This window comes from Streptomyces sp. SCPE 10, from assembly GCF_051980735.1.
Lineage (GTDB): Bacteria > Actinomycetota > Actinomycetes > Streptomycetales > Streptomycetaceae > Streptomyces > Streptomyces misionensis.
The window spans coordinates 853,338-879,228 of sequence record NZ_CP197069.1 but is presented as its reverse complement, the minus strand read 5'-3'; the positions used below and the strand labels follow the sequence as shown (position 1 = coordinate 879,228).

General features: G+C 75.3%; 15 protein-coding genes. 4 read left to right on the top strand and 11 right to left on the bottom strand.

The genetic code is table 11. The features are described from left to right. Positions 1 to 3: 3 nt before the first annotated feature. The 10 genes from ACSP97_RS04125 to eccCa form a co-directional block, all read right to left on the bottom strand. On the bottom strand, positions 4 to 444 hold the full coding sequence (locus ACSP97_RS04125) for a YbaB/EbfC family nucleoid-associated protein (RefSeq protein ID WP_355148900.1): 441 nt from the start codon (positions 442 to 444) through the stop codon (positions 4 to 6). Positions 445 to 565: 121 nt separating this feature from the next. After that, entirely contained in the window at positions 566 to 4,000 is a 3,435-nt protein-coding gene (locus tag ACSP97_RS04120; RefSeq protein ID WP_440556341.1) for a WXG100 family type VII secretion target, read from the bottom strand. A 92-nt stretch (positions 4,001 to 4,092) separates the two neighbouring features. Further along, the gene (locus tag ACSP97_RS04115; RefSeq protein ID WP_070026592.1) at positions 4,093 to 4,647 is read right to left on the bottom strand and encodes a hypothetical protein; all 555 of its coding nucleotides are present in this window, start codon (positions 4,645 to 4,647) and stop codon (positions 4,093 to 4,095) included. Between the two features lie 3 nt (positions 4,648 to 4,650). Continuing rightward, on the bottom strand, positions 4,651 to 4,938 hold the full coding sequence (locus tag ACSP97_RS04110; RefSeq protein WP_355148896.1) for a WXG100 family type VII secretion target: 288 nt from the start codon (positions 4,936 to 4,938) through the stop codon (positions 4,651 to 4,653). 61 nt (positions 4,939 to 4,999) lie between these two features. Then, on the bottom strand, positions 5,000 to 5,341 hold the full coding sequence (locus tag ACSP97_RS04105; RefSeq protein ID WP_355148894.1) for a WXG100 family type VII secretion target: 342 nt from the start codon (positions 5,339 to 5,341) through the stop codon (positions 5,000 to 5,002). A 152-nt stretch (positions 5,342 to 5,493) separates the two neighbouring features. Then, positions 5,494 to 8,985, bottom strand: coding sequence for a right-handed parallel beta-helix repeat-containing protein (locus ACSP97_RS04100; RefSeq protein ID WP_440556339.1), 3,492 nt, complete (start codon positions 8,983 to 8,985; stop codon positions 5,494 to 5,496). Then, entirely contained in the window at positions 8,982 to 12,473 is a 3,492-nt protein-coding gene (locus ACSP97_RS04095) for a hypothetical protein (protein ID WP_440556338.1), read from the bottom strand. The genes ACSP97_RS04100 and ACSP97_RS04095 overlap by 4 nt, the downstream gene beginning before the upstream one ends. A 4-nt stretch (positions 12,474 to 12,477) precedes the next feature. Then, positions 12,478 to 13,944, bottom strand: coding sequence for a type VII secretion protein EccB (gene eccB, locus ACSP97_RS04090; protein ID WP_355326921.1), 1,467 nt, complete (start codon positions 13,942 to 13,944; stop codon positions 12,478 to 12,480). A 13-nt stretch (positions 13,945 to 13,957) separates the two neighbouring features. Then, on the bottom strand, positions 13,958 to 15,352 hold the full coding sequence (gene eccD, locus ACSP97_RS04085; RefSeq protein WP_440556337.1) for a type VII secretion integral membrane protein EccD: 1,395 nt from the start codon (positions 15,350 to 15,352) through the stop codon (positions 13,958 to 13,960). Between the two features lie 79 nt (positions 15,353 to 15,431). Beyond that, positions 15,432 to 19,415 carry a type VII secretion protein EccCa gene (gene eccCa / locus ACSP97_RS04080; RefSeq protein ID WP_440558550.1) on the bottom strand — a complete coding sequence of 1,328 codons (3,984 nt, stop codon included), beginning with the start codon at positions 19,413 to 19,415 and terminating at the stop codon, positions 15,432 to 15,434. 429 nt (positions 19,416 to 19,844) lie between these two features. Between eccCa and ACSP97_RS04075 the strand changes: the two genes are divergently transcribed. Next, positions 19,845 to 20,246 carry a DUF3040 domain-containing protein gene (locus tag ACSP97_RS04075; RefSeq protein ID WP_355148882.1) on the top strand — a complete coding sequence of 134 codons (402 nt, stop codon included), beginning with the start codon at positions 19,845 to 19,847 and terminating at the stop codon, positions 20,244 to 20,246. 320 nt (positions 20,247 to 20,566) lie between these two features. On the opposite strand, the gene ACSP97_RS04070 is transcribed toward ACSP97_RS04075, so the two are convergent. Further along, positions 20,567 to 21,448 carry a polysaccharide pyruvyl transferase family protein gene (locus tag ACSP97_RS04070; protein ID WP_355148880.1) on the bottom strand — a complete coding sequence of 294 codons (882 nt, stop codon included), beginning with the start codon at positions 21,446 to 21,448 and terminating at the stop codon, positions 20,567 to 20,569. A 308-nt stretch (positions 21,449 to 21,756) separates the two neighbouring features. Here ACSP97_RS04070 and ACSP97_RS04065 point away from each other — a divergent pair, with 308 nt between their 5' ends. From ACSP97_RS04065 to ACSP97_RS04055, 3 genes are read left to right on the top strand one after another with little or no spacing between them, the layout of a single operon-like run. Continuing rightward, entirely contained in the window at positions 21,757 to 22,770 is a 1,014-nt protein-coding gene (locus ACSP97_RS04065; RefSeq protein WP_358673969.1) for an NAD-dependent epimerase/dehydratase family protein, read from the top strand. A gap of 29 nt (positions 22,771 to 22,799) precedes the next feature. Continuing rightward, on the top strand, positions 22,800 to 24,434 hold the full coding sequence (locus ACSP97_RS04060; protein ID WP_355148876.1) for a carbamoyltransferase family protein: 1,635 nt from the start codon (positions 22,800 to 22,802) through the stop codon (positions 24,432 to 24,434). Beyond that, a complete protein-coding gene (locus tag ACSP97_RS04055) occupies positions 24,431 to 25,423 on the top strand; it encodes a glycosyltransferase family 2 protein (protein WP_355148874.1) in 993 nt (330 codons plus the stop codon). The genes ACSP97_RS04060 and ACSP97_RS04055 overlap by 4 nt, the downstream gene beginning before the upstream one ends. Positions 25,424 to 25,891: the final 468 nt, after the last annotated feature.

Genomic DNA, 25,891 nt, shown 5'->3' with positions numbered 1-25,891 from the left:
GCGTCACCGGGTGTCCCCGCGTCGTACGTCCGGACGCCCCTCGGCGATGTAGTCGCGCACCTCGGGGGGCATGCCCGGCTCCTCGGCCAGCAGCTCCGTGGCGTCGACCCGGCCCTCCAGCAGATCGGTGATCCTGACCCCGGCGGGCAGGCCCTGCGAGCTGACCTCCGCCACCGCCTCCAGCGCGTTGGCGCGGGCCTGGCGGATGGTGGTGAGCAGCGCCTCGGACAGCTCCTTCGGGGCCATGCGGTGGTACGCGCCGGTGGGGAACTCGATCGCGGTGACCTCGCCCTGCGCGTTCACGGTCGCCTTGACGGTCTGCCGGGGCGCGGTCGCCGTGCCGGTCACCTCGTTGATCCGGCGCCGCGCCTCGGTGGCCTCCTGGCGCTGTTTGCGGTACAGCGCCAGCAGGTCCTCTATCTCCTGGTCGTAGGGGCTGCTCACGTGAGTCTCCTTGCGTCGTGCGCGGGTGCGGCGGTGGGCGCGGCACCCGGGTGGGGGCGCCGCGTGCCGGGACGGAGCCGCGCGGGGGGTGGCTGCCGGGTGGCGGACGGCCGCGGCGGCGTCACAGCACCGCCCCGGAGCCGTCGGGCCTCGTCGAGCCCCAGGTGTCGCTGTCCTGGACCAGCAGGTCGGCGATGCCCCGGCTCGGCGGCTCCGCCTCCGCCTCGTCCTCCGGCTCCTCCACCGGCTCCTGCGGGGGGAGTTCGGCGGTCAGCTCCGAGGGGTCGCCGGTGAACGAGCGCAGTGGCACGGCCGGGACGACGGCCTCCCCCGGGGCCGAGGTCGCCGACCGGTTGGGGCGCCACGTGGACAGCCGGGGACCGTCCGCCTCCCGCGCCGCCTCGGCTGCCCCGCCGGACCAGGTGCTCGCGTCCTCCGTCGCGTAGCCGGGCGCCTGGACCTCCTGCTCGTCCTCGGCCGGCACCGACCACAGCAGCGGCACGAACGACGCCCCCGCGCTGTCCCAGGCCGCCGTGTCCTCCGCGTCCGACTCGGCGGCGGGCGCCAACGCCACATGGTCGGCGGGGAGTTCCGCGTCGTAGGAGTCGTCGGAGAGTTCGGCGTCGTAGGTGTCGTCGGCGACGAGATGCCCCGGTGCCGCCGGCTCCTCGCCGCCCCCGTCCTCCGGGGTCTCGGCGGCAGGCCGCTCCTCGTCCCGGCCGCCGCCCGTCGGCAGCACGACCAGCGCAGCCCCGTCGTCCTCGTCCCGATGCCGGTGCCGGCGTTCGCCGGACTGCTCCGCACCCGCGCCGAGCGCCGTCCCGGCCACGGCCGCCGCGGTGGCGCCCGCCGCCACGCCCAGCAGCGACGCGGGCAACGCGCCCTCGCCCAGGCCCTCCTGGGCTCCTACGACCGGACGCTCGCCGTCGGTCTCCGCCTCCGGCGTCCACGGCAGCGTGTCGGGGGCCAGCAGGCCCGAGGAGTCGGACCGCTCCTCCTGCGCCCCCGTGGGAGCGGCACCGGTACCGGGCATCATGCCGGGCACCCCCGGACCGGCCTGACCCGCCACGGCCTCGCCCGCCACGGCGGCGGCCGGCTCCGCGGCCTCCGCGGCCGCGACCTCCGCGGCGGGGGCCAGAGGCGCCGCCGTCGGCTCCGGAGCGATGGGCAACCCGTCCGATCCGATCATCACACCCTCGGGGAGACCGGGCGCCGCCGCCTCCGCGGACCCGGGAGCCACGGGCAGACCGGCGAGACCCTCGCCGCCCGCGGCGGCACCCCCGAGAACCTCCTCGGAGACGTCCGGCTCGCCGCTCCACGCCTCGGCGTCGGGCTCCAGCAGCCCCGAGGAGTCGCTCCGGTCGGCACCCGCCTGGGCGGCCGGGCCGCCCTGGGCCATGCCCGGCATCATCGGCATGCCGCCCGGGCCCAGGGCCGCACCCGCTCCGGCCCCCTCGGCACCCGGCGCCGCCGCCTCCTCGTCCAGCGGCAGGCCGAGGCCCTCGCCGCCCGCCGACGCACCGGCACCGCCGATCTCCTGCTCGACGTCGGGATCGCCGAGCCACGGCTCGGCCTCGCTGTCCAGGAGGCCGCGGGCGTCGCTGGGGTCCGGGGTGCCGTTCTGCTGGGCGCCGGCGCCGCCCATGGCGGCCGGGGACATGGGCATGCCGCCCATGCCGAGGCCGCCGGGGTACGCCTGTGCGTGCTGTTCGTCCAGTGGCAGGCCGAGGCCTTCGCCGCCCGCGTCGGCGCCGTGGCCGCCGACCTCGTCGCCCACGGTGGGGTCGCCCGTCCAGGGTGCGACCTCGTTGTCGAGGAGGCCGCGGGCGTCGCTGGGGTCCGGGGTGCCGTTCTGCTGGGCGCCGGCGCCGCCCATGGCGGCCGGGGACATGGGCATGCCGCCCATGCCGAGGCCGCCGGGGTACGCCTGTGCGTGCTGTTCGTCGAGCGGGAGGCCGAGGCCTTCGCCGCCCGCGTCGGCGCCGTGGCCGCCGATCTCGTCGCGCACCGAGGGGTCGCCCGTCCAGGGCTCGGCCTCGTTGTCGAGGAGGCCGCGGGCGTCGCTGGGATCGAGGGCACCGGCCTGGGGCATGCCACCCGCGCCGCCCAGGCTGGGCATCATCGGCATGCCGCCCGCGCCGATAGCCGCGCGGTCCTGCGTCGTGCCGGAAGAGGGCGACGACTCCAGCGCGTCGTTCAGCGTCGAGGGCGAGTCGAGGCCGTCCGGCAGACCCGTCTCCAGGCTGCCCGGGTACTGCGCCGGGGAGACGTCCGCGAGTCCCTCGCCCGCGTTCAGACCGCCGGGGGCGCCGACGTCGGTGCTGCCCGGGAACTTCAGCGGAGCGCCGCCGCTGTCGTTCCACGTGGACGGGTCCTCGGCCAGGTCGGAGAGGGACGGGATCTTCCCGCTGCCGTTGCTCGTGACGGAGTTCGGGTTGAGGCCGGGGAACGCGGTCGGCGAGAACGTCGGAGCGCCGCCGCCGAGGTCGCTGCCGCCCGGGAACGCGGTCGGCGAGAACGTCGGGGCGCCGCCGCCGAGGTCGCTGCCGCCCGGGAACGCGGTCGGGTTGAGCGCATGGTCCAGGGCGCTCGGGTCGAGGGTGTCGTTGCCGACGAGGTCGCTCGGCAGACCGTCCAGCCCGGGCCCGCTGCCGTCCAGCCCGGGCCCGCTGCCGTCCACGCCGGTGCCGAAGGAGTACGGCGACGGCGAGGCGAGGGCGTCCATCGGGTCCATGACCGGCATCGCGGGCATCTCGGTGCCCGAGACGTCCGGGGCGGCGAACTGCTGCGGGTCCAGCGCGTTGACGTCGGGCAGGTTGCCGGGGTCGGTGAGATCGGGCTCGGTCAGGTCCGGGATGTCGTCCGGCACATCCGGGCTGTCGGTGGGGCTGGTCACCGGGGGAGGGGTGTGCACCGAGTCGATGGTGACCTGGTACTCGCCCGCGAGACTCTTGAGCACCGCCCGCATGTCGTTGGTCATCATCTCGACCAGCTCGGGCTTCTCGTGGATCGGGATCAGACCGTTGCTCATCGGCTTGACGCCCATCTTCACGGCCTGGTTGGCGTACCAGCTGTCGATGTCCGCGATCTTGACCTGCGCGTTGTGCAGGTTGATCGAGTTGTCGGCGAGCTGCTGCGGCACCGAGTTGCCCGCCTCGCCGCCGGAGAGCACGTCCGCGGTCGCCTTCACCTGGTTGGAGAAGGTGTTGATCATGTCGAGGAAGGCGTCCGCGGCGGCCCCCTTCCAGGGGCCGTTCTCCCCGGCCAGCGCGGTCGCCTGGTCGGCGAGGCTCTTGGCGATCCCGGCGAGCACCACCTGCGCGTTGAGGAAGTGACCGGCCGCGTCCATCAGGGACTGGGGATCGGAGACGCCCTTGGCCCGCTCCACGTTGGAGTCGGAGGAGGTGCCGGCGGCCATGCCGTTGATCGCCGCCATGATCTGTTTCCAGTCCCACGAGTTGTAGTCCTGGATGGAGCCCGGATCGCTTCCGGGATCACCGAAGACACCGTCGTCGCTGTCCTTGAACCCGCCGGTGTTGTAGTCCGGGCTGGCCATGTGTGCCCCAGTCTCCTGCTCGCGCCGCTGTCAGGTCCCCGCCGTTCCCCGGCCGCCGGCGTACGGCGCCGGGGAACGGCGGGGACCATCCGTCAACTTGCTCCGCCGCCGGACCCGCCGGCGTCGGTCACCAGGCTGGTGAAGTCGCTGGATGTGCTCTGCATGGCGCTCTGCAGATCCGTCGCCTTCATCTTCCCGGCGTCTTCCAACGTGGTGTAGTGCTGCGCCAACTGCTTGATGCCGTCACGCAGATCACCCAGGCCCTGGGCCAGGTCCTGGAACACCTTGATGTACTGGTCCTTCAGTCCGGAGTCGGCGTTCGGGCCGTTGACCTTCGTCCGGATCTGGTTCGCGTGGTAGAACGCCCCGGGTTCGACCTGCACCTTCTGCAGCTCGGTGGCGGCGTCCCGCGCGGGTTTGATCAACTTGTCGATGTTGTCCGCGAACAGCAGCATCGACGGCGTGTCCACACTGGTGCCGCTGCCCGGCTTGCCCGAGCCGCCCGGCACGTTCGGCGGGTCGAAGCTCTTGGCCGGGGGCGGGGTGCCGTGCCCGGCGTCGATCGTCGTCTGGCCGTCGTAGTGCTCGGGTTTCGGCGGTGGCGGTGTCTTGTGCGGTTTTATCGGCGGTGGGGGAGTGTCGTACACAGGTCACCCCCAGAGTCGAACGCCCTGGCGCTCGCCGCTGACGTAGTACTCGTTGATCTCGCCGAGCATCTGGGTGGCGGAGGCCGCCTTCTGCGTCATGTCCGCGGCGGCCGCGTCCCACTGCGCCTTGACCTGCTGGTAGGTCTGCTGCGCGTCGCTGGTCCACTCGCTCAGGTGCATCTTCGCCGCGTTGTCCAGGTCGGCGAGGGTCTGGTTGATCTTCTGGGTGATGGAGGTCATCTCGCCGACGATGTAGTCGACCTGCTCCATCTGGACGGTGTACGTGGCCATCTGCTGTCCGGCTCCTTGAGTACGGATGCGTGTACGGAGGGGGGTGTCGGTCGGGGACGGGTCAGGAAGGGAAGCCCGGCAGACCGACGTGGCCGCTGCCGACCTGCTGTGCGACCTGGGTGGCCCGCTGCTGGGTGTCCTCGTGGGTGTTGGCGTAGACGTTGGTGTTCTCCGCCAGCTTCTCCAGCATGGTGCGCAGCGCCTGGTTGACCTTGTCGAAGTCCTCCAGCCAGGACTGCATGGCGGCGGTGTAGATGTTGGCCGCGTCGCCGGTCCAGCTCGCCTTGAGGCCCTCGATCTGCCCGTCCATCTGCGCGTACGAGCCGGTCGTCTCGTCCAGGGCGGTCTGGAAGCTGCCCTGGGCGGCGGTCATTCCCTGTAGTTCGACTGACGTCAGTGCCATCGTCTGGTCCTCTCTCGTCCTGCGGCGCCCGGCCGGAGCCGGTGTCAGCGATGACACACCGGGTTCGGATGCGCATCGGCGCCTGATGGTGGGGGGTCACCCGCCGGCCGCCGGGGCACGGAAGGCCGTGCCGCCGACGGGGCGGACGTCTGTTAGGTCTGCACCAGCGACCTCGGCTGCTGCGGTGGTTCCACCGGGCCCGGACGGCCCTCGGCCGGTGCCGCGCCGTTCGCCGGCGGCGGGGGCGCGGCGGGTACGGCGTTCACGGCCGGTGCCGGTGTCTGTGGTGCGGGCGCGGTCGTCGCCGGAGCATCGGGGGCCTGCGGCCGCGGGAGGTCGGAGGCGGCGACGGTGCGGGTGCGCGCGGACGCGGCGAGCCGTTCCGCCAGCCGGTGCGCCTCCCAGGCGCCCCCGCGCGGCGGCGCGGCCTCGAAGGCGGCGGCCAGCATCTGCACCGCATCGTCGGCCAGTTGGAAGCCGAACGCCCACAACCGGCGGCGCACCAGCTCGATGGCCTGCTCCACGGTGTACGGGTCGAGCCGCAGATACTCGGCGAACTCCCCGGCCACGTCAGCCCGTTCGCCGACCAGCGCGCGCAGCTCGGCGGGCGAGCCGCACAGCGCGAGGACCGAGTCGCACGGCGTGGCGGCCAGCCGGGCCAGCCCGTCGAGCACCGCCGCGCGCTCGGCGGGCGCACGCCGGCCGAGGGCGTCGTCGAGGTGCAGCACGAGCAGACCGCCCTCGGCCTCCTCCAGCGCGGCCGCCAGCCGGTGGGCGGGCTGCTTCGGGAAACGCGCCGGGAGCGCGGACAGCCGTACCTCGTGCACGGCGCCCGAGGTCAGCAGCCCCGCCTCGGTCAGACACCGCCCGTACGCCCGGGCCAGCGCCCGCCGACCGCTGCCCAGCGGCCCCTCCAGCACGATGTTGGCCTGCGCCGACACCGGTGCGCCGGGCTGCCGTCCGGCCCCGGCCAGCGCCTCCACCCGGGTGCGCAGCGCGGTCCGGGCCGCGTCGAGCCCGGTCATCGCCGCGAGCCTGCGCAGCCCGGCGGAGGAGGCGGCCGTGCCGGACGGCGTCGTCGCGGGCGCCGTGCCGGTGGGCGCCGTGCGGGCGGACGTCGGGGGCGGCTCGGGCGCGGTGCCCGTGCCACCGTGCGCCGCGGCCGCGGTGTCGGCCGTGCCACCCGGCACCGTGATGACGTCCGCGCTGGTGAGACGGGACAACTCGGCGTCGTCGCCCGGCGGTTCGGCGGCCAGCCGGGAGGCCTGCCGGCTGATCATCTCCTCGAACACCTGGCGGGCGACACGGCCGTTGCCGAAGGTGGCGCCCTTGGGCACCTCCTGGAAGTACCGGTCCAGCGCCTCCAGCGCGGAGTCCGACAGCTCGTAGTAGTGCTTGCCGCACAACCCCCGCACGATGGTGACCAGTTCCTCGGCGCTGTAGTTGGGGAACTCCACCGTGCGGGCGAAACGGGAGGCCATACCCGGGTTGGAGGCGAGGAACTGCTCCATCTGCGCGGAGTAGCCGGCCACGATCACCACGACCTCGTCGCGGTGGTCCTCCATCAGCTTCATCAGCGTGTCGACGGCCTCCTGCCCGAAGTCGGGGCCGGAGCCGCGCGACTGGGCGGTGAGCGTGTACGCCTCGTCGATGAACAGGACGCCGCCCAGTGCCTTGTTGAAGACCTCCGTGGTCTTGATGGCCGTACCGCCGATGATCTGCGCGACCAGGTCGGCGCGGGCCACCTCCACGATGTGGCCCTGGCTGAGGATGCCCAGCTCCGCGAGGACCGCGCCGTACAGCCGGGCCACCGTCGTCTTGCCGGTGCCGGGCGGCCCCGCGAAGACCAGGTGCCGGCTCATGGGCGGCATCGGCAGGCCCATCTCCTGGCGGCGCTGGGCCATCTTGTTCACGTTGATCAGCCCGGTGACCTCGCGCTTCACGCTCTCCAGGCCGACCAGCGCCTCCAGCTCCGCCAGCGGGCCGGTGCCGAGGTGCGCGGCCCGCCCCGTCCCCGGGCCGTCGTCCGCCGGGGCGGCCCCCTCGCTGCCGCCCGCGCTGTCCAGCGTGCGGCCGGACGGGTCGGTGCCGGTGTCGACGCGCTCCACCGACACCTGGCCCGACTTCAGCTGGCGGACCGGCATGCCGCCGTTGTCGCGGATCTCGCAGTCGTGCACCCGCACCGGCTCGTCGGTGTTGCAGCGCACCCCGTCGCCGCCGTTGTCGAAGACCGCGCAGTTGGTCAACTCGGCCCGCGAGGACGCCTGGACGTTCACGCCGTGCCCGCGCGCGCCGTTGACCCGGCAGCCGACGGCGGTGACGGCGCCGCCCGCGCTGACCCGGATGCCGTCGCCGTCCGCGCCCGTGAACTCGCTGTCCCGGGCGGTCAGTTCGCCCTCCGCGCCGACGACCGTCGAACAGCCGGAGAACGCCGAGCCGGCCACCTCCGCGCGGGCGCCCGAGGCGAGCGCGAGGCCCGTGCCACCGCCGGAGCGCAGCCGCAGCGCCGACAGCGTCGCGAAGGCGCCGTCCGACAACTCCACCCCGGACGTCCCGCCGACGTTCAACTCGGCCTCGCGAACCGTCAACCGGGCCTTGGCTCCGGCGGCCCGCAGCGCGGTGCCGGCACCGCCCTCGGTCGTCAGCCGCTCCAGCACCACCTCGCCGTCGGCCGCGTGGACGGCCGTGGTCGTGGCGCCCTCGACGGTCAGCCCCGCGCACTCGGCCCGCCCGCCGGCCTCCACCAGCAGACCGGTCGGGGTGCCGGTGATCCGGCAGTCCTCCAGCCGGGGCCGCCCGCCCGGCGCGACATGGACGCCCTCGCGCTGCGCACCGGAGACCACACAGGAGCGCAGCACCGGAGCGCTGCCCTCGCCGACCCGCACCGCCTGGCCGCCGGACCCGGTGAACGAGCAGCCGGTGAGGACGACTTCGGCGGCACTGGTCAGATACGCGTCCAGTGCCGCGCTGCCGCTCACCTCCACTCCGGTCAGCGTGGCCCGCGCGTGCTGTTCCACGGCGAGCGCGGGCTTGCCGCTGCCGCTGATCCGGGTGGCCTCCACCACCGCCGTGGCCTGGCCGTTGACGCAGACACCGTTGCCGCGGGCCCGGTCCAGGCGGCAGTCGCGCAGCGTCAGCCGGCCGTGCTCGGCCACCACGACCGCCGACGAGCCGACCTCCTGGATCTGCGAGCGCTCCACGGCGTTGCCGCCGCCGGAGGTGACCACGATGCCCGCGCCCTGGGCGTTGGTGACCTGGCAGTCGCGCAGCGCGACCACGCCGTCCTGCCAGGCCAGCACGGCCGCCCAGGCCTCGCCGGAGATCCGGCAGCCGTCCAGCGCGGCCTGCCCCCGCCGCACGTCCAGCACCGGGGCCTCGCGGTCGGTGCCGGTCAGCTGGAGGCCGGTGAGCTGCACGGCCTCCGCGTCCAGCACCACGGTGCTGCCCGAGGCCGACGCGATCTCCACGGTGCCGCCCGCGCCCTCGGCGGCCAGGGTCAGCGGACGGTTCAGGTACAGCGCCTCGTCGTACCGGCCGGGGGCGACGGTGATGAGCGCGCCGTCGGTGGCGTCCGCCAGGGCGTCCGCGATGGTCCGGTAGGCCCCGGGGCGGTCCGGGGACACCAGTAGCACGGGCCGGGTCACAGTTTCGCTCCCTCGTCAGGCGCACTCGGGGCGCCGCCGTTGCCGCGGGGGCGCTGCCGCGGCGTTCCACCGATGAGGCCCGGGGGCGTCCCGAAGCGTTCCTTCGCCCGGGCGCCGCCCCGCTGGTCCTGTTCCGCCGCGTCATCGGCACGCAGCGCACTCGCCGCCCGGTCGAGGCCGTCCAGGGCGATCTCGTCCAACGGCACTCGCTGGACGTCCACCTTGCCGTCGGAGGCGATCTCCGACGGCGACAACTCCCGTAGCAGCACCGGGCCTTCGCCGTCCGAGGGGCGCAGCACCTTGAAGGTGGTGCCGGGCAGGAACACCACCCGGTCCGGTTCGGCGGGGTCGATCAGATTGGTGCGGCGGGCGGTGATCGACCAGATGAGGAAGTCGGTGCCGCCCGGCGGGCCCGGGTGCGGGGCGCTGTACGCCGTGCAGAACGACCACTCGGACACCAGCCGGCCCTCGCGGAACCACGCGCGCTCGGCCGCCGTGGCGCGGGCCCGCAGCAGGGCCGCGCCCCGGTAGGAGGGAAGCCTGCGCAGCCCGGAGGCCACGCAGCGGGCCAACGGCACGTGCGGGCCGACCGCGGCCGTCCGCACGGCCTCGCTGACCTGCGCGTTGTCGCCGGACAGGAAGAGCCGCACGGCCACCAGGTCGGTGAGCGCGTCACCCTCCCCCCGTGCGCCGCCGCGCAGCCCCGGCGACTCCGACATCACCCGCGAGACCGTGCCCGCGACGGCGTTGTACTGCGTGCTCAACGTCCGCCGCACCCAGTCCCGTTCCTTCGCGATGCCCCGCTCCGGCGGCACGGCGCAGGCGGACGCCTTGGGCACGGGCTGAACCCGGACGCCGGGCGCCGCGGGGGCGCCGGCTTTCGTCGCGGGACCTTCGGGAACGGCGGACGGCGCCGGTCCCTCGGCCCGGCCCCCGTCGGCGGGCCCCGCAGGCTCGGCGGGGGCGGCGGGAGCGGCGGCCGGGGAGTCGGACTCCAGCCGGATCAGCCGCGCGGGCGCCGGTGCGGGACGTACGGCGGGGGCCGGCGCCGGGGTCTGGGCGCGCGGCGCCTCGGCGTCCGGCGCGAGCGGCACGCCCGGGGCGGGCGGCGCCTGGGGGACGCCCTGCGGCCCGGGGACGGCGGGCGTCGGCGACGGGGGGTGCGGTATGCCGGCGGCGGGCGGTGTGGGCCCGTGGGGCGCTGGGCCGCCGGATATCGGCGCGGGTGCTCCAGAGGCTCCGGCGGGTGTGTCGACCGGGGCGTGCCGCGGCCCGGTGCCGGTGACCGTCGGCGGGTGTGCCTGCGGCCCTTCGGAGCTGGACGCGGGCGGAGCCGGAGGCGTGGGCGCCGGGGCGCCGGGTGCCGGCGTGGGTGCGAGGGCGCCGGGAGTCTCCGGCGACCCGGTGGGCACGCCGGCCGGGCCGCGCCGCGTTTCGGGGGCGGGCGGCTGCGGCGGGGCGTCGGTCCGACGCGTTTCCGGTGCGGATGGCGCCGACGGGGTGTCACCCCGCACCGGCTCGGGCGTGGGCGGCTGCGGCGGCACGTCGGTCCGCCGCGTGGCCGGAGTGGTCGGGCGTGTGGGGACGTCCTCGTGCTGAGGGGTGTGCGCCTGCGGCCTCGGGCCGTTCGGCTCTGCCGCGCCCCCCGGCTCCGACACGGCCGGCAGGTTCGGCAGGGGAACCCGCGCGGGCGCGGCGGGACGGGCCGCCTGCGGGGCCGCCGGAACCGGGACCGGCGGGACCGGTCCCGGCGGGACGGGACCGGCAGGGTCCTGAACCGTGGACGCGGGTGCCGGGCCGCCACTCGGCGACGGCGCGGCGGCCGGCGCGTCCGGCAGCCGCTGCGGCGCCACGCTCCCGGCCGCCGCCGAGGCGACCGTCCCGGCGTCCCCGGTCGCGGGCCCGCCGTCGGTCTCGACCCTCGGCAGCACCGCCGACGGCACCTCGGACTCGGTCCTGGCCGCGGGCGGCGCCACCACGGCAGGCGCCGCCGGGGCGGCATCGCCCCGGCCCGCCGCGGCCGGCGGCGCGTCGACGTCCAGGTGTGCCAAGGCGGACGACGAACCCGCTGCCGCGGCCCGTGCCTCCGTCCTGGGCGGCTGCGCCGGGGTCCACGGCGCGGCCCCCGCCGGGCGGACCGGGCCGCGCGGCGCGACCGCGGCCGCTGCCTGCGGGCCGGTCGCGGCGGGCGTCTGCGCCGACCACAGATGGGCGTCGTCCGTGGTGACGGCCACCTGGCCCGGCTCGTCGGCGGGGGCGACCGTGAAGCCCTCGCGGCGCTCCGGGTCGAGCCGCCACAGCATGTCCTCGGCGAGGGAGCGCATGCGTTCCTCCACGCCGGGCGTGCTGCGGTCGTAGAGGATGGCGGCGTAACCGGGCGCCGCCGGTATCCGGCGCACCGCGTCGCCGCCCTCGGGCTCGGCCAGCGGGCGCATCCACAGCCCGCTCTGCACCACTTCGAGCACCGCGTCGGCGGCGTACTCGTACACCCCCGTGGTGATCTCCGGCACCCCGAACAGGGGCCCGCGCAGCCCGAAGAGCGCGGGCGGCGCCGGGACCTCCCCGGTGCGCGGGAAGTACATCAGCTCGCTGACGAACGGGCGGTGGCCCAGCGTGCCGTCCGGCCGTACCGCCGCCACCTCGGGGGAGTCCAGACCGACCCGCGCCTCGACGGGCACGCCCGCGTACAGCACCACCTGCTGGCCGAGCGCGTCGGCGAGTTCCTGCCCCAGCGCCTCGGCGCCCTCCGGCAGCGCGACCGGGCCGAGGTGCAGGAACCGCACCCAGGAACGCGCGGAGGGCAGCACCGTCTCCCACAGCCGGGTCACGTCGGCCAGGGTCACCGGCGGTCCGCCCGGGCTGCCGAGCACCACGGTGAGGATGTCCGGGTGGCTCGGCAGCCGGTCCACCAGCCGCCGGCCGCTCTCGGCGGCGGCGTGGTCGTGCGGGCTGCGCACCCACACCCCGCTGGGCACCGGCTCGGCGACCCCGTGCCCGCTGGTGGGCCAGGGGCGGTCGAAGGTGGAGAACTCCCAGCGCGGCTTGGGGAAGCGCCGCGAGTCCCGTTCCGCCGCCCGGCCCGGCCGGAACCGCAGCCAGCCCGCGCCGTGGTCGCTCGGGATGAACAGGCCGCCGCCAACGGTCGGCAGCACCTCGCCGTCCGGCGCGAGCACCAGCCGGTCCAGCCGGTCGGCGATGCGCTGGGCCACGGCCCGCGCCTCCTGGGGCGTACCGCGGCCGAAGACCAGGCGCAGGCTGTCGCCCCGGCCCGCCAGCAGGCGTGCCACCGCGTCCGCCGAGCCCTCCAGCGCCCCGTGCGGGAGGTCCACCACGGCCACGGTGTGCTGGGGGTCCGGCGCGAGCCCCGCGGCGAACGCGGCGGCGTGCGGGTCGGGTTCGCCCTTGGGGTGCACGAGCAGTGCCCGGCCCTCGGCCCGGCACTGCAACGCGGTCCCGCCCAGCCGGGCGGCGCCCAGTCCTCTGCGCATCCGCTCACCCCACCCGGGCCGAGGAGCCGGTCGGGGACGGTTCGCCGGAGACCGAGGAGACGGGCCCGCGGCCCGAGGCCCGGCCGGCGGCGGAGGCACCGGAGCCGGCGGACGCGGCGGCCGAAGCCCCGCCGTCCTGGCCGGACTTCACGGTCAGCGCGGCCGCCGTACGGTCCAGCACCGGCCCGCGCGGCAGCGCCGCCAGCAGGCTCCCCGGCAGCGCGGTCGGGGTGCCGCCGATGCCGAGGGACGGCGCGGCGGAGCTGCCCAGCGGGTAGAGGACGCCCTGGTCGGTGACGAGGTAGGTGTGCGGGTTCGGCGTCCGCAGCGCCAGCTCGGCCTGGTCCACGGCGTACACGCCGTGCGACGGCGGCACCAGCACCCGCTGGTTCCCGGTCGCCGCCGGGCCGCCCTCCATGACCACGCTCACGCTCAGCCGGGCGCCCCGGGAGGTCTCGCGCAGGCACACCGCCTGCCGGGAGGTGTCGGCGGCCGGGGCGCCGAGGAGGTCCGGCACCCCGCTGTCCAGGGAGTGGCCGGGGGCGACCCGGGCGGACGCGATGTCGGTGACCGAGACCTGGCGCGGCGCCGGAGCGCCCGGCTCGGCCGCGAGCAACGCCGCCTCACTGGCGCTGACCTGGGCGATCCCGTCGCTGGTCATCACATAGCTGTGCTTGGCGCCCGCCGCGCTGGTGGTGAACAACTGGCCCACGGTGACCGGCCGTCCGGCGATCGTCCCGGCCGCGCCGCCCTTCCCGGCGAGCTTCGCCGGGGCGAGCGCCGCCCCGGTCGGCACGGCGGCCAGCCAGGCGGCGGACGCGGCCACGGGCCGGTCGCCGTCGAGCCCGAGCGCGATCAGCGCGGACTGCGCGGGGACCGGGTACTTGACGCCCCCGAACAGCACGAACCGCTTGCCGCCGGCGGCCTTCAGCAGCAGCTGCCGGCCGGCCGGGAACGCGGCGGTCCTGCCGCCCGGCGCGAAGTCGATCACATGGCCGGACGGCAGGTCCGGGCGCAGGCAGTCGGTCCAGGGCTGCGCCAGCAGGTCGGCCCGGGTGGGCAGGGAGTCCGGCGCGCCGTCGATCCCGACCGGCGCGCCGTGCGGTACACCGCTGAGCGCCTTCGCCGCGACGGTGCGCACGGCGCCGCCCTTGCCGGTCAGCAGCAGCGCGGAGGCGTAGTTGCGCACCGGCCGCAGCCGGCCGTCGAGGAAGAGGTAGCGGGTGCCGGTCTCCTTCTCCACGATGATCGAGCCGGGCTCCCGCCAGGCCGCCGTGGTCACCGGCGACAGCTTCCCGTAGACGAGGAACCCCAGGCACAGCAGGACGACGAGTCCCGCGCCGAAGAAGCTGCCCAGCGCGGCCCGTTTGGTCGGGCTGTCGCCCCGGCCGGGGTCGCCGGTGACCAGGGCGGTCGCCAGCCGGCCCATGGCGAACTGGTACGCCTGCATGTGGTCGCGTCGGGTCTGCATGCTCCGGCCCCTCTCAGCTCGTCAGGGAGCGGAAGTAGGCGTACGCGTGCAGGACCTGGAGCAGCAGGGGCAGCAGCGCGATCGCGGTGACGGTCTCCAGCAGGTCGCCGCTGTGCCCCCACACCGGCAGCAGCCGCCCGCCGGGCAGCCGCCACGCCGCCACCAGCAGCCCCACGACCGCGGCGAGCAGGACGGCGACGACGATCACCCGGGCGCCGCCGCCCGCCGGGGCGCACCGCGTGAGCGCCACCGTGACCAGCCCGGCGGCCCCGGCGAGCACGGTGGGCACGCGCTGCGCCGCCCGGTTCAGGCCGCGGGCCCGCAGCAGCACCGCGCCCGCGAACACCAGCGGCAGCACCCAGCCGATCCAGCCGGTCACGCGCGTCATGTACCAGAAGCCGACCGCGTACACGAGGGCGGAGGAGACGCTGAGCGTGTCCAGGTAGGCGCTGGCCGCCTTGACCCGGTGCTCCACCCGCTCCTGCGACTCGGGCTCGATGTCCTCCTGGAGTTCGGCCGCGTTGTGCGGCAGCCGGGGCACCCGCAGCCGGGCCATGCGCAGGGTGAGCCGGGGCCCGAAGTGGCCGAGGACGAACATCGCGACCGCGACGACGGCGACCGCCTGTCCGCCGTGCCAGTGCGCGGCCCGCATCAGACCGGTGCCCACGGCGGCCGCGAGCGCGGTCACCAGCAGGGTGCCGGGGACCACCAGCGGCAGCGCGCGCAGTGCCAGCAGGGCGATGGCCACCACCGCGACACAGCCCGCCGCGGCCAGCACCCCGGGCAGTCCCGGCGCGTAGCCGCCGTGCGGACCCTGACGGAACGTCAGCCCGGCCAGCCCGCCGAACGCGAGCGCGCCCAGCCCGGCCACCAGCACACTGCCCTCGTCGGCGCCCAGCCGCGCGGCGGCCACACACCCGGCCGCCAGCAGTACGGCGATCACCCCGGCGCCGGCCGAGGCCGCGGGACCCGGCCCGAAGCCCAGCAGCGCGTACCCCAGGGCGGGCAGCGTCAGCACCGCCATGACCAGCGCGAGCGTCCGGGTCAGCTTGGGGTGCCAGCCGCCTGGCAACGCTGTCACGACGTGCGCGACACCGTCGGAGACGTCGTCGAAGTGCAGGGCGGGCAGCGGATCGTCGGCGGGCCGCAGATGCAGCTCCTCGCCGTGGCGCAGGCCGGCGGTGGCCGGGGTGGCGTCGGCGTCGAACGGGTCCTCGCCGAGCCGTTGCAGCACCCAGGGCCTGCCCCGGTCGGCCGGGTCCGTCGTCACATGGCGGACCAGTACGGGCAGCAGCGCGGAGACCGGGGTGGTGAGCGGGATCGCGAGATCGGCGCGGCCGGTGGGGCCCACCACCGTGACCCGGCAGACCTCCGAGGCGGGTGCGGTGACCGCGGGCGCGGTGGTCATCGGACTGCTCCTGGGATGGGGACGTGGGGGAGGGGGACGGGCCGGCCGGGCGAGCGGCGGGCTTCGGGCGCGGCGCGGCTCACGGGGTCACCAGTCCGGTCTGTACGAGCCTCACCGAGCGGCGGGTGACGAGCTGGGCGCGGCCCGCGGGGAGGGTGCGCGGCTTGGCCTCGCCGAGGAACTTGCCCTCCTCCTTGGGGTAGGAGAAGAGCAGTCCGGGGTTGCCCAGTTCCCACAGCCGGCGCAGCACCGGGTCCATCATGGCGCGCACCGAGCCGGAGGTGCTGCGGGCGATGACCATGTGCATGCCGATGTGCAGACCCTGGGCGAGCAGCGGCACCAGCGGCGCCATCGGCGGCGGGGTGCCGGGGGTGCCGGAGAACAGGTCGTAGTCGTCGATCAGGACGAACAGCCGCGGCCCCTCCCACCAGTCACGGCGGGCCAGTTGCTCCGGGCTGATGTCCGGGCCCGGCACCCGCTTGCCCACCGACACCGAGGCGCTGTTGGCGAGCTGGGTGAGGGCGTCGCTGTCCACGACGTACCCGACCCGGTACTCCTCGGGCACCGCGTTGAGCAGTCCGCGGCCCGGGTCGGCGACCATGATGCGGGCCTCGTCCGAGGTGTAGCGGGAGGTGATCGCGCGGACCATCAGGCGCAGCGCGTTGGTCTTGCCGGTCTCCCCGTCGCCGAACACCATCAGGTGCGGGTTGGTGGTGAAGTCGTGCCAGACGGGTTCCAGGCGCTGTTCGTCCCAGCCGAGGCAGACCCGCAGATCGCCCTCGGCGTCCGGGAGCTGGGTGACCGGCAGGCGGGTCGGCAGCAGCCGGACGCCCGGCGCGGGGCGGCCCGTCCAGAAGGTGTCGATCTCCGCGACGGCCGACTTGGTGGCGGCGGTCAGGTCGCCGGTCTCGCCGGAGCCGTCCAGCCGGGGCAGCGCGGACAGGAAGTGGTGGCCGCCCGCCGTCAGACCGCGGCCGGGCTGGTGCGGCACGGCCGCGGCGATCCGGGAGCCGACCTCGGACTCCATCGAATCACCGAGGCGCAGCTCGAACTTGGTGCCCAGCAGGTCGCGCAGCCGGGGCCGGAACTCCGACCAGCGCACGGCGGAACCGATCACATGCAGACCGAACGACAGCCCGCGCGCGGCCATCTCGATGACCCGGGGCTCCAGCTCCTCGTAGTCCTGGCGCAGCGTGCCCCAGCCGTCGACCACCAGGAACACGTCGCCGTACGGGTCGTCGATCTCCCCGGCGGCCTTCAGCCGCCGGTACGCCGCCATCGACTCCAGGCCGCGCGAGGTGAACTCCTCCTCGCGCTTCTCCAGGAGCTGCGTCAGCTCGGCCACGGTGCGCAGGACCCGGTCGCGTTCCAGACGGGTGGCGACCGAGCCGACGTGCGGCAGACCGGCCGTGGAGACCAGACCGCCACCGCCGAAGTCCAGGCAGTAAAACTGGACTTCCTCCGGCGTGTGGGTCAGCGCCAGGGACAGCATCAGGGTGCGCAGCAGGGTCGACTTGCCGGTCTGCGGGGCGCCCGCCACGCCGATGTGACCGTCGGCGCCGGACAGGTCGGCGACCAGCAGCTCGCGCAGCTGCTCGAAGGGCCGGTCGACGATGCCCAGCGGCACCCGCAGCGAACCCGGCGAGGGGTGGTCCGCCGCGCTCATGCCGCGCACCGGGTCCGGGACGATGCCCGGCAGCAGCTGGTCCAGGCTGGGGGACTCGGTCAGCGGGGGCAGCCACACCTGCCGGGCGGGCGGCCCGCTCTCCTCCAGGCGCCCGATCAGCACCTCCAGCAGGCTCTCCTCGTTCTGCTCGTCGCCCGCGGACCCGGCGGCCGCCCGGCGCTCGGCGGCGGCGGACGCCTGCAGCGCGGCCGTCTCCGCCGCCAGCTCGGCGGCGCGCTCGGAGCGCAGGGTGCCCTGCTGCTCCAGGCCGAACACGGTGATCTCCTCGGCGGCGGCCAGCCGGGCGCTGTGCTCCGCCTCGCTCACCGGCTCCGGCGCGGGACCGGAGACGTAGGCCGCCTTGAACCGGACCAGGTTGGTGGTGTCCACCTTCAGGTAGCCGTTGCCCGGCGCCGAGGGCAGTTCGTAGGCGTGCGAGACACCGATGACGCTGCGCGACTCCATCGCGGAGAACGTGCGCAGGGCGATCCGGTACGACAGATGTCCCTCGACCTTGTGGATCCGGCTCTCGTCCAACCGCTGGGAGGCCAGCAGCAGATGCACGCCGAGGCTGCGGCCCAGCCGGCCGATGGAGACGAACAGGTCCACGAACTCCGGTTTGCTGGCGAGCAGTTCGGAGAACTCGTCCACGATGATCAGCAGCGAGGGCAGCGGCGTCAGGTTCGCTCCGGCGCCCCGCGCCTTCTCGTAGTCGAACAGCGAGGAGTACCCGGACTCGCGCAGCAGCTCCTGCCGGCGGATCATCTCGCCGTTGATGGAGTCCCGCATGCGGTCCACGAGGTGGATCTCGTCGGCCAGGTTGGTGATGACCGCCGAGGTGTGCGGCAGCCGGTCCATGCCGAGGAAGGTGGCGCCGCCCTTGAAGTCGACCAGCACCAGGTTGAGGATCTCGGAGGAGTGCGTGGCGACCAGGCCCATCACCAGGGTGCGCAGCAGCTCGCTCTTGCCGGAGCCGGTGGCGCCGATGAGCAGTCCGTGCGGGCCCATGCCGCCCTGCGCCGACTCCTTGATGTCCAGTTCGACGACCTCGCCCTCCTCGGTGACGCCGAGCGGCACCAGCAGACGGGCGGACTGGGTGGCCCGGGGGCGCCACTTGGCGGACACGTCGAAGGTGCGCGGGTCGCGGATGCCGAGCAGCGCGGTGAGGTCGAAGTCCGACTCCAGCGGCCGGTCCACCAGGTCGACGCTGCCGCTGGTGCGCATCGGCGCCAGCAGCCGGGCGAGCGTGTCGGCCTCGGTCCGGCTCACCGCGTCGGCCTCGGCGGTCACCGTGTCGTCACCGGCCGGGAAGGCGACATGGGTGCCGCGCGTGGTCAGCCGCAGCACCTTCGGGCCGCCGGTCATCGCGCCGGTCGCGTCCAGCAGGACGACGTTGCGCAGCCCGCCGTTGAGCAGCCGCGAACCCTCGGGCAGCCGTACGCCCTGCGCCAGGACCACCACGAACGGCTCGGCCACGCTGGGGGAGGCGTCCGGGTCGTGGTCGGGACGGTCGCGCACCTCGGTGCCGAGCAGGTCCATCAGCGCGTCGTGGTCCTCGGCGGCGAGCCGGACCTGGCCGGCGTCGTCCTCCTCGTGCGGATGCGCGTTGTGCGGCAGCCACTTGAGCCAGTCCCACTCCTCGCGCGCCGACTCCCCGCCCAGCAGGGCGATCCGCAGTTCGTCGGGGGAGTGGAACACGGCGAGCTGCGCCACCATCGCGCGCAGCAGCGCGAGCGCGGGCTCCGGCTCGCCGGCCAGCTCGACGCTGGTGAAGCGGCGCAGCGCGACCGGGATCGGCAGCCGGGGCACGGTCTGGTGCGCCTTGGTGAAGCGGCGCAGCGAGATGGCGGTCAGCGGCTCCAGGTCCTCCACCGGCTTGGTCTGCGGCGGCAGGAACTCCAGCGCCGCGCGCCGGATGCCCTGTCCGATGCGGACCCGGCCGAAGTCCTCGTGCGCCGGGCGGCGTTCCCACAGCCGGGGGCCCATCGCCAGCGCCCACAGCCGGCCCGGATCGGGGTTGTCCCACAGCAGGGCGGCCCGCTGCTGTTCGGCGGCCTGCCGGGCCTGCCGGCGCTTCTGCGCGAGGTAGCGCAGATAGTCACGCCGCTCGGCCCGCATCCGGCGCCTGCGCTCGGCACCGGCCCGGCCGATCTGGGTCAGCGTCATGCTGACCATGGCGACGCCCATCATCCCGGACATCATGTACGTCGCGGGTCCGGCGCTGCGCATGGAGAACATCAGCACCATGGCGCCGGTGCCCAGCGCCATGGGCAGGTACATCAGCGCCGATCCGAAATCGGCGCTGGCCGGCTCGCCCAGAACCGGTGGCTCCGCCAGCTCTACCTGTCCCTCGGGGAGCTGCGGGCCCTCGGCGCGCGGTGATCGCTTGGCCACCACGGTGCTCAATGGCGCGGACCTTTCTGAGGCGCTCAAGTGGATGTGACTGGTCAACCACTGCTGCGGTGACGCGCATGGTGCGCCGACGTGCGGAAGGCAGTGATCCACTAGTGGCCCGATGATAAGCATGGGAAGTCCGTGGCGGGTGAACGCATCTCAAGCCGAGACGCGCCAACGACCAAATTTTGCTTGTCTTTTGAACGTTCGGGATGGTCATCGTCGACTGAACAAGCGTCAATTCGGCTCAATGTCGGACATGTTGATGGCCGCAGAAATGCGTCCGCCCCACGCGATGTGAAAATGAAGCTCTGGTAACCATCGCGTGAACGCGGCGCACGGATCGAGCGACCTCACTGTGGGTGGCCGAATCCTGACGTCAGGTGCCGCTCCGCTTCGGCCCGGCCGCCCCGGGGAACTCGGGGCCCGGAGATGGCCGAGCGCGGAGGAGGTGCCGTCGCCGTGGACGACTGGGAGATGTGGGACAGGCGCGAGGAGACACGGCTGTCGCCGCGCGAGCGGCTCGCGCTGCTGGAGATCGAGGCGCGTCTGCGCCGGGACCGGGGCTTCGCCCGCCGCATGGGCGAGGAGCCACGGGGACGCCGGGGCGGTGCCCGCCGGGGCCGGACGCACCGGCGGCTGTGGCTGCCGCTGGGAGTGCTGCTGCTGGGTGTGGCGTCGGTGTTCTCGGCGGTCATGGGCATCCGCACCGAGGACCCCGGACTGCTGTGGTGCTTCGCGGTGCTGTGGCCGCTCACCCTCTTCCAGGCCTTCCGCCTGCTGTGCCGGGTGGCCCGCCGCCGGAGCAGGGGCGGGGTGAACTCCTGGCTCTGAGGAACCCGAGATCCAGGGCGCTCCGTCCGGTACCGAGGCGGGTTCGGCGCCTGATCCGCCGCCGCGTCCCGCGCGACGGCGCGTACCCGGCTGTCCGGGCGGCACCTCGCCGGGTTACCCGGGACCCCGGACCGGCCCTCCTGCCGCCCCGGGCGTGACGACGGCGCCCGCCCGCACGTCCGGCCCCGCGCCCCCTGACGCGGCCTCGCCGGTCCCGGGCACCGCGCCCCGCCCGGCGCCGTGCCGCCCCCGGAGCGTCCCGTCGACACCCCGCCTCCGACCCGCGGCGGCCCGGAACTCACGCCTGCGCGCCGCGCCCCTCACCCCACCACGAACGTCCCCGCCGTCCCTCGCCCCCGCTCCGACAGCGCCCACTCCCACCAGTGGTCCAGGGCCGCCGGGGTCAGGGTGCCGGGGTGGAGGAGGGCCGGCCAGGAGAGGGCGCGGGCCTGGGCGGTGAGTTTGGCGCCGCCCGCCACCGGGTCCACGGCGATCACCGGGGTGCCCGTGCGCAGGGACAGGACCAGGCCGTGCAGCCGCGTGGTGACGACCAGGTCGAGGCGGGAGACGAGGGACAGGAACTGCTCGCCCGTGGCACACAGCCGCCAGTCGTCCGTCGCCAGGCGCGTGTCCACCGGCACCCGTGCGCAGTCCTTGCCGGCCAGCCAGTCGGTGATCCGGGCGGTCACCTCCTCGTGCCGCCGGCGCCGGCCGTACTCGCCCTGGCCGTGGGTGAGGATCACTCCCGCCACGGGCGGCGGCGGTCCCGCCGGAGCCCCGGCCGCCAGGTCCGGGCGGGCGGGCGCGTCCGTGCCGTCGCGGGGGACGATCTCGTGGAAGCCGGTGGCCGCCGGGTCGGCGGGGTCGACCACCGACACCCCGACCGCGAGTCGCCGACAACTCCCGAACCGTGCATGCAGGCTCGCCACTTGGGGCCCGTGCACCGGCCCGCACACGAAGAGGAGGGTGTCGTACTCCTCGGGCCGCACCGCGTCCAGGGACAGCGCCCCGGGACGGAAACCGGGGCTCCACGCCGTGTCATGGCGGACGCCCGCCGCGGTGAGGGCCGCCGCCACCTGCCGCTCGGCGAGCACGTCCCCGGCCGTCGCCTCCCCGTGCCGCAGGCTGAACCAGCCCGCTATCAGCGTCCGCCGGGGCCGCCCCAGGGTGCGCAGCAGCGCTGCCACCAGCTCGTCCCGCATGGCTCCCACCTGCACTCTCGGTGACCGGAGTCGCGCGAGTACCCGGCCCACCGGACAATAAGAGTCCAACGTGTGAAACCAACTGGCAGGGGAACTCAGCTGCCAGTGCCGTCCAGACAGCGGCGGCCGAGCAGGGCGGTCCTCCACATCCGCGGGACCCGAGCCCTGTCCTCTCCCCGTACGACGGGCCGGTGCCACCGGTCCGCGGCCACGGCCCCGGCCGTGCGCCCCCGCGGGAACGTCCCCGGTACACGCGCGACATCGACGTCGTCGAGGTACGCGGACGAAGGACGACGAAGGAATGCCCCATGACCGGTGACACACCTTTTTTCTGGCGGCGCGCCCTCGTGACCGGCGGCGCCGGATTCCTCGGCTCGCACCTGTGCGAGCGGCTGCTGGATTCGGGGGTCGAAGTCGACTGCGCCGACAACCTGGCCTGCGGTCGCCGGGAGAACGTGGCCCACCTGGAGGACCGGCCCGGCTTCCGGTACGTGCACTGCGACGTCTCCGAGCCCGGCTGCGCCGAGCGGCTGCCGGGCCCGTACGACCTCGTGCTGCACTTCGCCTGCCCGGCCTCGCCCGCCGACTACCTGCGCATGCCCCTGGAGACCCTGGACGTGGGCAGCCTCGGCACCCGCAACGTCCTCGGCATCGCCGAGCGCGACGGCGCCCGCCTGCTGCTGGCCTCCACCTCCGAGGTGTACGGCGATCCCCAGGTGCACCCCCAGCACGAGGGCTACTGGGGCAACGTCAACCCGGTCGGCCCGCGCAGCGTCTACGACGAGTCCAAACGGTTCGCCGAGGCCCTGGTCACCGCGCACGCCGGCACCCGGGGCACCAACGCCGGGATCGTCCGCCTGTTCAACACCTACGGGCCCCGGATGCGCGCCCACGACGGCCGCGCCGTGCCCACCTTCATCTGCCAGGCCCTGTCCGGGGAACCGGTCACCGTGACCGGCGACGGCAGCCAGACCCGCTCGCTGTGCTACGTGGACGACACCGTCGACGGCGTGCTGCGGGTGGCCATGAGCAGGTCCGTACGGCCGGTGAACATCGGCGGCAGCGACGAGATCACCGTCGCCGACCTGGCCCGCCGCGTCGTCGCCCTCACCGGCTCCCGCTCGCCCATCGCCTTCATCGACCGGCCCGTCGACGACCCCGGCAGGCGCCGGCCCGACACCACCCTCGCGCGTGAACTGCTCGGCTGGTCGCCGCAGATCCCCTGGGAGGAGGGCCTGAAGCAGACCATCGCCTACTTCGCGGCCCGGTCCCCGCAGCCGGTGACGAGCGAACCGCGGCCGGCCCCGCACCCGCAGACCTGAGCGTCCCCCCGCGGCCCTGGAGGCAGCGCATGCACGTCCTCGGAATCAACGCACTCTTCCACGACCCCGCAGCCGCCCTGCTCACCGACGGCAGGGTCGTGGCGGCCGCCGAGGAGGAACGGTTCTCCCGCCGCAAGCACGGCAAGCGGCCCGTCCCCTTCTCCGCCTGGGAACTGCCCGAGCGGTCGGCCCGCTGGTGCCTGGCCGAGGCCGGCCTCACCCCGTCCGACCTGGACGCGGTCGCCTACTCCTACGACCCGTCCCTGGCCCGCCCCGCCGACCGGATGGGCCTCGACGACCCCTGGGACCACCTGCGCCAGGAATACGCGCGCCGGGCACCGGAGTTCCTCGCCGAGGCCCTGCCCGGACTCGACCCGGCCAAGGTCCGGTTCGTCCCGCACCACATCGCGCACGCCGCCTCCGCCGGACCCGTGTCGCCGTACCCGGACTGCGCCGTCCTCGTGCTGGACGGCCGCGGCGAGTGCGGCTCCCACCTCGCCGGCCGCTACACCAACCGCGAACTCACCGTCCTCGGCACCCAGGAACTGCCCGACTCCCTCGGCCTGTTCTACGAGGACCTCACCCAGCACCTCGGATTCCTGCGCAGCAGCGACGAGTTCAAGGTGATGGCCCTCGCCTCCTACGGCACCCCCCGCTTCGCCGACCGCCTGCGCGCGTACGTCCACGCCGACGACCGGGGCGGCTTCCGGGCCCGCCCCGTGCCCTGGTCCGAACTGGTCCCCCCGCGCCCGGCCGGCGGCGCCTGGAGCCAGGACCACGCCGACCTCGCCGCGAGCGCCCAACTCTGCCTGGAGGAGGCCATGCTGAGCCTCGCCCGGTGGCTGCGCGAACGCACCGGCGAGGACGCGCTCACCATGGCCGGCGGTGTCGCCCTCAACTGCGTGGCCAACACCCGGCTGTGGCGCGAGAGCGGCTTCACGCACGTGTGGGTGCAGCCCGCCGCCGGGGACGCCGGCACCGCCCTGGGCGCCGCCGCGCACGTCGCAGGCCAGAAGGACACCGTGGAGCCGATGCCCACCGCCGCCCTCGGCCGCGGCTGGAGCGACGCCGAGCTGCGCGCATGGCTGGAGCGGGCGGCCGTGCCGTACGAGGAGCCCGCCGACATCGCCGAGACGGCCGCCGAGGCACTGGCCGCCGACGGGATCGTGGCCTGGTTCCAGGGCCGCAGCGAGTACGGGCCGCGCGCGCTCGGCCACCGCTCGCTGCTCGCCCACCCCGGCCGGGCGGAGAACCTGGAACGGCTCAACGCGGTCAAGGGCCGCGAGGAGTTCCGGCCGGTCGCCCCCATGGTGCTCGCCGAACGCGCCGCCGAGATCTTCGACGGGCCGCTGCCCAGCCCGCACATGCTGTTCGTGCACGACGTGGCCGCCGACTGGCGCGACCGCGTGCCCGCCGTCGTCCACGTCGACGGCACCGCCCGCATCCAGACCGTCGACCGGGACCAGGAACCCCTGGTCGCGCGGCTGATCGACGGCTTCGAACGCCGCACCGGACTACCCGTCGTGGTCAACACCAGCCTGAACACCGCGGGCCGGCCCATGGTGGACGATCCCCGCGACGCCCTGGAGTGCTTCGGCTCCGCGCCCGTGGACCTGCTGGTGCTCGGCCCGTTCGCGATCCGCCGCAAGGGGGTCTTCCAATGAGCGCCCCCGCCTACACCGTCGTCGTGCCGACCGTCGGCCGCCCCTGCCTCGCCGAGTGCCTGCGCGCCCTCGCGGAGGCCGAGGGACACGTCCCGCACGAGGTGATCGTCGTGGACGACCGGCCCGAGACCGACGGCGAACTGCCGCTGACCGCCTCCGGGTTGCTGCTGGACCGGGTGCGCACCCTGCGCACCGGGGGCAAGGGGCCGGCCGCCGCCCGCAACGCCGGCTGGCGCACCGTCGAGACCCCCTGGACCGTCTTCCTCGACGACGACGTCCAGGTACTGCCCGACTGGTCCCGGCTGCTCGCCCAGGACCTGAGCGAGGCCGGCGAGGGCATCGGCGGCATCCAGGGACAACTGCGGGTACCGCTGCCCACGGACCGCCGGCCCACCGACTGGGAACGCACCACCAAGGGCCTGGAGAACGCCGCCTGGGCGACCGCCGACATGGCCTACCGCACCGAGGCGCTCGACCGCGTCGGCGGCTTCGACGAACGCTTCCCGCGCGCCTTCCGCGAGGACGCCGACCTCGCCCTGCGGGTGCGGCGGGCCGGCTGGGCGCTGGTGCGCGGCCGGCGCGTCACCCGGCACCCGGTCCGCCCGGCCCACTGGTGGGCCTCGCTGCCCGCACAGCGCGGCAACGCCGACGACGCGCTGATGAACCGGCTGCACGGCCCCGACTGGTGGGCCCGCGCCCAGGCGCCCCGCGGCCGGCTGCGCCGCCACGCGCTGGTGACCGGCGCCGCGCTCGCCGGGGCCGGCTGCGCCCTGGCCGGCCGCCGGCGCGCCGCCGCCGTCTGCGCGGCCCTGTGGACCCTGGGCACCGCCGAGTTCGCCCTCGCCCGCATCCTGCCCGGCCCCCGTACCGCCCGCGAGATCGCGGGCATGGTCGGCACCAGCGTCCTCATCCCCCCGCTCGCCGTCCGGCACTGGCTGCGCGGCACGGTCCGGCACCGCCACGTACGGCCCCTGGGAGGCACCGGATGACCACCCTCCCGCCGCCCGGAAGCGGCGCACCACGCGACGCCGCTGCCACGGGTGCTCCGGCCGCCGTCCCGCCCGGCCGTGGCGTGCCGTGCGGCGGCGATCCCGCCGGAACTCCGCCGGCGCGCCACGCGGCGTCGGCCGCACGGGGCGGCGCGACCTCGGCGCGGGCCGAGGGGCGCCGGACGGCTGCCGTCCTGCCTGGTCGTGGACGGCCGTCCGGCGGCGGTCGTGCGGCGGTCCCGCTCACCGTCCTGCCCGGCCGTGACGCGCCCTTCGGCGGCGCTCGCGCAGAAGCCTCGGCCACCGTCCTGCCCGTTCCCGGCGCGCCCTTCGGCGGCGGTCGTGCGCAGGCCCCGGCCTTCGTCCCGCCCCCGCCCCGTCACGGCATGCCGTGCGGCGGCGCTGCCGGCGGAGCCTCGGCCGCCGTCCCGCCCGGTCGCGGCCCCGGTGGCCGGCCCCGGCGCGTGC